Below are 9405 nucleotides of genomic sequence, written 5' to 3'. Positions count from 1 at the left end.
GTCTCGACCGACACAACGTCGATATATCTATGCCGACACAACGGTCGGCCGACGCCGGGTCCGGGCGGAGCCGGCGTTCGGTCCTCGCAGCGCTCGGTTCGGCTGGAGCCGGGACCGCGCTGAGCGGCTGTGTCGGGAGCGTCGGGAGTGCGGTCGGCGCGGACGGAAGGGGTGCCAGCGGAGCCGCCGGCGACAGCGACGGGCGACCGGTATCGGTTCTCGCCGCCGGGAGCCTCCAGCTGGCCTTCTCCGAGGGGCTCCGCGCGGCGGTCGACCGGCCGGTGCGGGTAGAGGCCCACGGGTCGGTGACGGCCGCGCGACTCGTCGCCGAGGGCAAGCGCGACCCCGATATCGTCGCGCTGGCCGACACGGCGCTGTTCGACCGACTGGTCCCGGCCGACTGGCACGCCGAGTTCGCGACGAACGCGCTCGTGGTCGCGTACGACGGTGACGGCGAGGTGGGTCGGCGCGTCGGGTCGGCCGACCGCTGGTTCGCCCCGCTGCTCGCGAGCGACGCGACGCTGGGGCGCACCGACCCCGATCTGGACCCGCTGGGCTACCGGACGCTGTTCGCGCTCGACCTCGCGGGCGAGTACTACGACCGGCCGGGGCTGCGCGACGCGCTCACCGACCGTCGGAGCGTCTACCCCGAGACCTCGCTGCTCTCGCGGTTCGAGACCGGCGACCTCGACGCCGCCGTCGTCTACCGGAGCATGGCCGAGGACCGCGGCTACGACTACCTCGACCTCCCGACCGAGATCGACCTGGGCGACCCCGCTCGGGCGGACACCTACGGCGCGGTGAGCTACGACCTCCCCACCGGCGAGACCGTCCGGGGCGCTCCCATCGCCTACGGTGCCCTCGCGCGGACCGACGACGAATCGGTCGCCGAGGCGTTCGAGACGCTCGTCGACGGCGCGTACCTGCGTGACCACGGCTTCGCCGTCCCCGACGAGTTCCCCGAGTACAGTGGTGATGTCCCGCGTGGCCACCGCCCGTGAGTCCTCGCCGTGGGGGACGGCCGCGCCCCTGCTCGGCGGCCTGCTGCTCGTCCTCTACGCCGTCCCGGTCGCGTGGCTGCTGGTCGCGCAACCGCCGGCCGCGGTCCTCGCCGCGCTCGACGCACCGTTCGTCGTGAGTGCGGCCCGGAACACGCTCCTCTCGGCGACGGCCAGCACCGCGCTGGCGACGCTGTTCGGCGTGCCCCTGGCGTACTGGCTCGTCCGAGCGCGCTTTCGCGGGCGGACGCTCGTCACCGCCGTCGTCGCCTTCCCGCTCGTCCTCCCGCCGGTCGTCAGCGGGATGATCCTCCTCGGCGCGGTCGGGGACGGCGGTCTCGGCGGACTGCTCGGCGTCCAGGTCACCGGGACCCTCGCCGGCGTCGTCCTCGCCCAGACGTTCGTCGCCTCGCCGTTCGTCGTCCTGACCGCCCGGAGCGCCTTCGGGCGCGTCGACGCCCACACCGAGGAGGCCGCACGGACGCTCGGCGCGACGGAGTGGCGGACCTTCCGGCGAGTGACCCTGCCGCTGGCCTGGCGGGGGATCCTCGCGGGGGTCACGCTCGCGTTCGCCCGCGCCACCGGCGAGTTCGGCGCGACGCTCATGCTGGCGTACTACCCCCGCACCCTCCCGGTCCAGATCTGGGCGACGTTCTCCGGCCGCGGTCTCGACGCCGCGTTCCCGGTCGCCGTCGTCCTGCTCGTCGTCGCGTCGGCCGCGCTGGTGCTCATCAACCTGCTCGGCGAGTCGTCGCTCGTCCTCCCGAGCGAGTGACCGCCCCCGAGCGGCCGGCCCCGGCCGGGCGGAGACGCGCCCTTTTTCACCGGGGGAAGCCTCTCGTCGGCCATGAGCGACCGCGAGGAGTTCCTGGCCGGCGACCGGCCCGAGGACGTGTTCATGTACTTCGCAGACGACGCCGTCTCGGGGGCCGACGCCCTGGCGGGCCACGGCGAGCGCGTCGACGACGGCGTCGTCCTCGTCGTCGAGGGCGACAGCGGCCGCAGCGCCTTCCAGCGCGCGACCGACATGGACCCGATGGCCTTCGCCAAACAGGCGATGGCGAACGACGGCGAGATCGACGCCGACGCGACAGGCGGCGTCTGTCCCGACGGCGACGAGGAGGGACCGCACGACGCCCGGTTCGTCTTCGCCTTCGCCGAGGAACAGAACGAGGAGGTCGACGGGATCTACAACGAGGGCGACGTGATCCACGCCTACGTCCAGTGTACCTGCGGCACCGCCTACTCCGAGAAGTGGCTCGCCGGCGAGAAGTGAGCGCCGCCGTCCGACGATGACCGCCCCGGGCTACGGCCGCGACGCGCCGCTCTCGGCGGACGAACTGGCCGCGGCCGTCGCGGCCGTCCGACCCGACTGGCGACTCGTCGACGCCGGCCCGATGCCCGACGGCAGCGACATCGTCTACGGCGTCGCGGTGCGCGAGGGCGACGGCGCGACCCGCGAGGCCGTCCTCAAGTGCTTTCGCCCCGGGAAGTCGCCGACGCACACGCCCGAGCGGTTCCTCGTCGAGGTCGACCTGCTGGGTATCGTCGGCCGCGAGACCGACCTGCCGGTGCCCAGCCTGTACGGCGTCCGCGAATCCCACGAGTCGGCGCCGACGCCCGCGTTCCTGATGGAGTACCTGGCCGGTGAGTCCCCACCGCCGGTCACCGACCCGGCACCCGATGGCTCCGGCGAGGAGCGCGCCGCCGACCGCCTGCTCCGCGAGTCCGGTCGGCATCTCGCCCGCGTCCACGGCCTGCGCACGTTCGCGTCGTTCGGGGAGCTCGTCGCGGACCCGGACCGCCGGACGACGGGCGAGGGCAAAGTCCCCGCCGCGGAGCCGGTCGTCCGCGACGGTCACGACACCTGGTCCGGCCGGCTCGGGGCCCTGATAGCGTTCTCGCTGGACGGCCTCGGCGACACCCGCTTTTCGGACCTCGAATCCGGCCTCCGCGAGTACGCCGAGGAGCGACTGGCGACGCTCGACCTCGCCGCCGAGGCCGCGCTCCTGCACGGCGACTACCGGCCGGGGAACCTGCTCGCGGACCCGGAGACCGGCGCGGTGACAGCGGTCCTCGACTGGGGCGCCGCCCAGGCCGGCGACCCGCGCTACGAACTCGCGTGGGCCGTTCGGGAGTTCTCCGGGCGAGCGCCCCTCGGCTCGCCCGTCGGCGAGCGCGTTCGCGACGCCCTGTTCGACGCCTACGAGGACGAACGCGGACGCTCGTTCGACCGCGGGAGCGGCGAGTTCGAGGAGCGCCAGCGCTTCTACCGCGCCGTGACGTGGATCACCGAGCTCCGGTGGTTCGACTACTGGTGGGGCGGGGCCGACGAGTCGGTCCGCGAGGAACGGGCGGCGCGACTCCGTGAGAACGCGGCAGAACTGCGCTGAACTTACCGCTCGGTGTCGACGCCTTCCTCCTCCTCGGGCGGCAGCGCCCGGAAGGCGTCGAGGATGGCCTGTTTCGCGACCGCACCTCGGGTGGTCCAGTGGTGGGCGTAGTCGAGCATGTCGTCGTAGATGTGCGGTTTGCAGCCCGCGGCGCGGGGGTGGCCGCCGCCGTTGACCTGCTCGGCGACCTCGTGGGCGCGCTCGAAGCCCTCGGAGCCGCGGATCGAGGCGCTACCGGCCGGCTTGACGATCACGGAGGCGTCGGCGCCCTGCTGGCGCATCGCCTCGGCGACCTCGTTCTGCGAGCAGCGGCCGTAGGTGACGCCGACGGTCCACTCGCCGACCTCGCGGAGTTCGCCGCGCTCGACGGCCTTCTCTATCAGGGCGTCCTTCTCGATACGCTCCTCTTCGAGGAACTCCTCGACGGCCTCGGGGAAGTCGACGCCGTAGCGGCGGATGACGCGGACGTACTCCTCGGGGTCGGCCCACATCGCGTAGTCCGCGAGGTCGTCGCTGCGCTCCTCCTCTTTGATCCACAGGTCGTGGTCGCGGGTGACCCGCGCGAGCGCCTCGAACTTCTCGGGGAACCCGTAGTCGAGTTCGGCCAGCGCTACGTCGGTCGTGCAGACCTCGTCGGAGTCGCCGACGGTCAGGTCGACGCCCGCTGCCTCGACCGCGGCGGCGAGGTCGTCGTCCCACTGGTGGTGGTCGAACCAGCGGACCGTCGTCCGCTCGGCGAGCGCCTCGATGCCCTCGACGTCGCCCTCACTGTCGGGACAGAGGTCGCAGACGAAGACGACGGCGTCGTCCGGGGCGTACTCGACGGCCCACTCGATGCTCTGGCGGAGTTCGTGCGGGCCCGAGGGGACCAGCGCGGCGTCGTCGCCGTGGACCTCGCGGATCAGCGCGACGCAGCCGAGGCCGTCGGCGTCGGTGTCGGCGATCACGACCGTCTCGGCGCCCGACAGCGCCTCGACCGCCTCGCTCTCCTTTTTCGTCTCCTGCAGCGAATCGGGGTAGAAAAATCCCTCGCCCGGCAGGACCGACTTCCGTTCGAGCGGGAGTCGGTCGCCGTCGATGATCCAGTCGTCCATACGCCCGAGAGCGCCCGCGAGGGTATCAAGCCCCCGGTTGCGAGGGGCGAGTACGGAGCGCGACCGCCGGGACGCGACCGCTCAGGCGTCGGCCGCGACCTCGCCCTCGTCGAGCTGGCGGACGGTGAGGACGGGGCGGTCACACCGGCGGACGACGGCCTCGGCGACGCTGCCGAGGACGAACCCGTGGTCGCCGTGGCGGCCGCGGGTGCCCAGCGCGACCACGTCGGCGTCGACCTCCTCGACGTACTGGGTGATCTCGGCGCCCGGGCGGCCGTTGCGGACGGCCGTCTCGACGGAGCCGTCGGTGCGGTCGCGCACGTCGTCGAGGGCCTCGTCGGCCGCCGCCTCCAGCGCGTCGACGAGCTCCTTCCGCAGTTCGTCCGGCGACGCCGCTACGTCCCCCCTGTCGACCACGTACAGCGCGTGGACCTCGGCCGCGAACTTCTCGGCCACGTCCAGCGCCACGTCGACGGCGCGCGAGGCGCTGTCCGAGCCGTCGGTCGCGATGACCACCGTGTCGAACATGGTCGAGTGATCCCCCGCCAGGGGTATAAACCACGCCATCGCCGACGCGACGACACCCCTTCCGGGTCGTCGGCCGCCGCGGCGACCGGCCCCGGCGACCGCGGCGCGGCCCGGGCGTGCGAACCTCGGTGACTTTTTGCCCTCGCCCGACCGAGCGGTAGGCAATGAGTCTGGACATCGAACAGGTCCTCGTGCCGGTCGACGCCACGGACCAGGCCGAGCAGGCGGTCCGGTACGGCCTCGCGATCGCCGACGAGTACGACGCGGCCGTCCACGTCCTGCACGTGATCGACGAGCCCGTCAAGCGGGGGATCGAGACCGGCGACGTCGACGCCGAGGCCGTCGCCGACGAGCAGGTGTCGTTCGCCGACGACGCCGAGGAGTTCGCCGACGACGTGTCGGTCACCCACTCGACGGTCGTCGGCTTCTCCCGGTCGCGGCTGCGCCAGCACCCCGGCAGCGCCATCCTCGACGTGGCCGAGGAGCTCCCCGCGGACTTCGTCGTCGTCCCGCGCGAACGCGGGACCGAACCCGACGAGACGCTCGGCAAGTCCGCCCAGTACGTCGTCGAGTACGCCAGCCAGCCCGTCCTCTCGGTGTAGAACGCAGAAGGGGGGAGCCGGCTCAGGACAGCCGGATCGCCATCTCCAGCTCGAAGCTCTCGGCGTTGCTCGTCTCGAAGCCGAGCTTCTTGTACAGCGCGATGGCCGGCTCGTTCCAGCGCTCGACGGTGAGCCACACCTTCTCGACGCCCGCGGCCCGACCGCTCCCAAGCAGCGCTTCGAGCAGTTCCGTACCGATCCCGGCGCTCTGGTAGTCGTGGAGGACGAACACGGCGAGTTCGTAGGCGGCCTCGCGGTCGGGGACGAGGATGGCGTGACCGACCGGCGAGCCGTCGTGGACGGCGACGACGTTGACCGACTCCTCCGACAGCAGCGTGTCCAGCCACTCGCGGACGGCCTCCTCCTTGACCGGCGGGATACCCTGGGCGCGGTCGGCGGCGTCGAACGCGTCGTACATCGCGACCAGCCGGTCGAAGTCGTCGACGCCGCTCTCCTCGATGCGGATATCCCGGTCCTCGCCGTCAGTGAACTCGACCGGTGGCTCCGGGAACGAGCCGGCCGTCTCGTCGGGGTACGTGCGTCCGGTCATCGAACGAGAGTCACCGTCGTGTCGGCGTTCAGCAGGACGAACTCGGCGACCTCGCCGAGTTCGATCTTTCCCATCGGGCTGCGCTGGCCGCCCCCGATGACGATGCGGTCGAACTCCTCGCGCTCGGCGAACTGCGAGAGCTGGCTGCCGGGGTGACCCGACAGCTGCGTCACGGCGGCCTCGACACCCGCCTCGTCGATCCGCTCGCGAATCTCCGACTCCACGTCGTCGGGGTCGTGGTCGTCCGACGTGTCGAGGACCGCCACCGTCAGCTCGTCACCCGCGTCGCGGGCCCGAGCCAGTGTCTCCTCCAGCGCGTCGAATCCGTCCGGACTCCCGCCCATGCCCAGGAGGACCTTCATACCCGACGGTGCCACGCCCGGACGCAAAAAGCTTCCCGCCTGCACCCGCCGAGCGAGCCCGTCGCCCCGGCCGACCGCCGCCACCGCTCGGCCGACCGTCCCGACCCGCGCGACTCGGCCGGTCAGTCGTCGTCGCCGGCCTCGGCCTCGGCGTCGGCGTCGACCTGCGACCGCCGCCGAGCCGCCCGCTCGACGAACTCCTCGGGCAGTTCGTCGATCTCGCCGGCCTGGACCGCCCAGAGCTTCGCGTAGAGGCCGTCCTCCTCCAGCAGGCCCTCGTGCGACCCGCGTTCGACGATCGCGCCGTCCTCCAGCACGACGATCTTGTCCGCGTCTTTGATCGTCGAGAGCCGGTGGGCGATGGCGAAGGTGGTGCGGTCGGCGGTTAGCTTGTCCAGCGAGCGCTGGATGAGCATCTCGGTCTCCGTGTCCACGTCCGAGGTCGCCTCGTCCAGCACGAGGATGTCCGGGTCCTTGAGGATCGCCCGTGCGAGGGCGATCCGCTGGCGCTGCCCGCCGGAGAGTTTGACCCCCCGTTCACCGACCTTCGTGTCGTAGCCGTCGGGGAGATTTTGAATGAACTGGTGGGCCTCGGCCATCTTCGCCGCCTCGACGATGTCCTCGCGGTCGGCGTCGAAGGTGCCGTACTCGATGTTCTCCTCGACGGTCCCGTAGAAGAGGAACGTCTCCTGGCTGACGTAGCCCAGCGCCTGGCGCAGGCTCGGGATGGTCGCCTCCCGCAGGTCCGTCCCGTCGATGGTGATGGCCCCCTCGTCCACGTCGTACATCCGCAAGAGGAGCTTCATCACCGTCGACTTGCCGGCGCCCGTGGGCCCGACCAGCGCGACCGTCTCGCCGCCCTCGACGTCGAAGGTGATGTCCTCCACGATGGTCTCGGCCTCGGGCTCGTCCCCGTATCCGAAGCTCACGTCGTCGAACTCGACGCGCCCGTCCTCGACCGCGAGCGGTTCCGCGTCGGGGTCCTCGACGATGCGACTCGGCGTGTCCATCAGCCCGAAGATGCGCTCGCTGGAGGCGTGAGCGCGCTGGTACATGTTGATGATCTGCCCGAACTGGGCCATCGGCCAGATGAACCGCTGGGTGTAGAGGATGAAGGCGACGAACGCGCCGGAACTCAGTTCGCCCGACAGCGGCCCGAGCGGCTCGCCGACCACCCAGAACGCGCCGACGACGAACGTCAGCACGAACCCGAGCCCCGAGATGAGCCGCAGCCCCGGGAAGAATTTTATCCGCGTGTCGATGGCGTCCCAGTTGGCGTCGAAGTAGTCCTCCGAGACATCGTCGACGCGGTCGGACTCGAAGGTCTCCGTGTTGGCGGTCTTGATGACCTGGATGCCGCCGAGGTTGTTCTCCAGCCGGGAGTTGAGCTGGCCGACCGACGACCGAACGTCGGCGTACTTGGGCTGGATCACGTCGATGAACTTCTTCGTGAAGAAGGCGATGACCGGCACCGGAACCAGCGCGATGAGCGCGAGTCGCCAGTTCATCGAGAACAGGATGACCGAGATCCCCAGCACCATGATCGACAGCCGGAAGAAGGAGTTCATCCCGTCGTTGAGAAAGCGCTCAAGCCGGTTCACGTCGTTCGAGAGGATGGACATCAGTTCGCCGGTCTGCTTGTCGGCGAAGAAGTCCATGTTGAGCCGCTGCATCTTGTCGTAGGTGTCCGTGCGAACGTCGTGCTGGATGTTCTGGGCGAAGGAGTTCCACCCCCAGTTGCGCGTCCAGTGAAAGCCCGCACCGATCAGGAACGCGGCGGCGATGATCCCGACGGTCAGCCAGATCTGTCCGATCTGCGACTCCGGGAGCCACGACTGGGGGACCAGCCAGAGGCTGTACTGTTGCTCGCCGAAGATAGAGTCGATAGCGACCGCCAGCAAGAGCGGGGGGAGGAGATCGAGGATACGCGCCGCGACGCTGCTGACGAACCCGATCACGAACTGGAAGAGGTTCTCCCGTCCGTACTCGGCGAACAGCCGTCGCATCGGGTAGTCCACCCGGTCGCGTACGTCCTCGAAGACCTCCTCCTCGTCGAGGTCTACACTCATCGCATACGCTCAGGGGGCGAGGTTCCTAAAGCGCGTCGAAGCCGTGAGAGACCTTCCCGTATCGGAACTCGCCGCCGCCGGGGGGACGCCCCCGCCGGTCACCCGCTCGCGTCGTGGGCCGCCTCGGGGATCGCGATCCGGTCGCCGACCTCGACGCCCGTCCGGTTGGCCCACCCGCGCGGGACCTCCAGCACCCACTTCCCGCGGCCGCTGTAGGTCGTCTCCGGACTGCCCTCCGGGACGCCCGCGTGGTGGATTGTCGTGACCCGCTCGTCGGCCCCCACGAAGACGATGTCCAGCGGGAACGCCATCTCCCGCATCACGTAGCCGTGCTCCTCCTCGGCGTCGTGGACGAACAGCATCCCCTCGCCCGTCGCGAGTTCGGAGGTGTTGCTGAGCCCGACGATCCGCTTGGGCCGCGTGTCCGCGACGCGGGCCTCGACCGTCGCGAGTTCCGTCCCGTTGCCGTCGTAGGCGGTGACCGTCACCCGGTCGTAGCTGTCGGCGTCCGGCGGATTCACCTGGTAGAGCAGTCCGGACTGGACCGCGTAGACGCCGCCCACGAGCAGGAGCAGGCAGATCCCGAACCCCCAGACGATCCGACCGTCGACCATGGTCGCCGGGAGGGTCGGCGCCGGTGTAAGCCTGCGGGTTCGATCCAGAGAGAAAGCGTTATTCCGACCCAGGGGGAAAATCCGGGCGAGGGTTCGTGGTCTAGTTGGTTATGACGCGGCCTTTACAAGGCCGAGATCGGTGGTTCAAATCCGCCCGAACCCATCCGATATATAAGGAAAGCGGCCGTCTCTGCC

General features: G+C 70.6%; 11 protein-coding genes and 1 tRNA gene. 6 read left to right on the top strand and 6 right to left on the bottom strand.

From position 1 onward, the window contains the following. Positions 1-29: 29 nt before the first annotated feature. The 4 genes from HZS54_RS17820 to HZS54_RS17805 all read left to right on the top strand — a co-directional run bounded on the left by HZS54_RS17820 (position 30) and on the right by HZS54_RS17805 (position 3391). Positions 30-1001 (top strand): extracellular solute-binding protein, encoded by a 972-nt coding sequence (locus tag HZS54_RS17820; protein WP_179918424.1) that lies wholly within the window; start codon positions 30-32, stop codon positions 999-1001. Then, positions 976-1773, top strand: a complete 798-nt coding sequence (locus HZS54_RS17815; protein ID WP_179918423.1) for a molybdate ABC transporter permease subunit — start codon at positions 976-978, stop codon at positions 1771-1773. The genes HZS54_RS17820 and HZS54_RS17815 overlap by 26 nt, the downstream gene beginning before the upstream one ends. Before the next feature lie 72 nt (positions 1774-1845). Beyond that, a complete protein-coding gene (locus tag HZS54_RS17810; RefSeq protein ID WP_179918422.1) occupies positions 1846-2274 on the top strand; it encodes a DUF5807 family protein in 429 nt (142 codons plus the stop codon). Between the two features lie 16 nt (positions 2275-2290). After that, entirely contained in the window at positions 2291-3391 is a 1101-nt protein-coding gene (locus HZS54_RS17805; RefSeq protein ID WP_179918421.1) for a phosphotransferase family protein, read from the top strand. Between the two features lie 2 nt (positions 3392-3393). On the opposite strand, the gene HZS54_RS17800 is transcribed toward HZS54_RS17805, so the two are convergent. Together HZS54_RS17800 and HZS54_RS17795 are read right to left on the bottom strand one after the other, a co-directional pair. Next, positions 3394-4485, bottom strand: coding sequence for a DHH family phosphoesterase (locus HZS54_RS17800; RefSeq protein WP_179918420.1), 1092 nt, complete (start codon positions 4483-4485; stop codon positions 3394-3396). An 81-nt stretch (positions 4486-4566) separates the two neighbouring features. Continuing rightward, a complete protein-coding gene (locus HZS54_RS17795) occupies positions 4567-5013 on the bottom strand; it encodes a universal stress protein (protein WP_179918419.1) in 447 nt (148 codons plus the stop codon). 164 nt (positions 5014-5177) lie between these two features. Between HZS54_RS17795 and HZS54_RS17790 the strand changes: the two genes are divergently transcribed. Beyond that, a complete protein-coding gene (locus HZS54_RS17790) occupies positions 5178-5615 on the top strand; it encodes a universal stress protein (protein ID WP_179918418.1) in 438 nt (145 codons plus the stop codon). Between the two features lie 22 nt (positions 5616-5637). Here HZS54_RS17790 and HZS54_RS17785 read toward each other — a convergent pair whose 3' ends face one another. The 4 genes from HZS54_RS17785 to HZS54_RS17770 form a co-directional block, all read right to left on the bottom strand. Continuing rightward, positions 5638-6165 (bottom strand): GNAT family N-acetyltransferase, encoded by a 528-nt coding sequence (locus HZS54_RS17785; RefSeq protein ID WP_179918417.1) that lies wholly within the window; start codon positions 6163-6165, stop codon positions 5638-5640. Then, positions 6162-6527 (bottom strand): universal stress protein, encoded by a 366-nt coding sequence (locus HZS54_RS17780; protein ID WP_179918416.1) that lies wholly within the window; start codon positions 6525-6527, stop codon positions 6162-6164. The genes HZS54_RS17785 and HZS54_RS17780 overlap by 4 nt, the downstream gene beginning before the upstream one ends. 122 nt (positions 6528-6649) lie before the next feature. Continuing rightward, on the bottom strand, positions 6650-8596 hold the full coding sequence (locus HZS54_RS17775; protein ID WP_179918415.1) for an ABC transporter ATP-binding protein: 1947 nt from the start codon (positions 8594-8596) through the stop codon (positions 6650-6652). A gap of 98 nt (positions 8597-8694) precedes the next feature. Further along, on the bottom strand, positions 8695-9210 hold the full coding sequence (locus HZS54_RS17770) for a DUF192 domain-containing protein (protein ID WP_179918414.1): 516 nt from the start codon (positions 9208-9210) through the stop codon (positions 8695-8697). A gap of 89 nt (positions 9211-9299) precedes the next feature. Here HZS54_RS17770 and HZS54_RS17765 point away from each other — a divergent pair. After that, a tRNA-Val gene (locus HZS54_RS17765) sits at positions 9300-9373 on the top strand. Positions 9374-9405: the final 32 nt, after the last annotated feature.

Origin of the sequence: Halosimplex pelagicum (assembly GCF_013415905.1) — an archaeon.
Lineage (GTDB): Archaea > Halobacteriota > Halobacteria > Halobacteriales > Haloarculaceae > Halosimplex > Halosimplex pelagicum.
The sequence above is the reverse complement of the archived record's forward strand: the minus strand, read 5'-3'. Positions and strand labels throughout refer to the sequence as shown.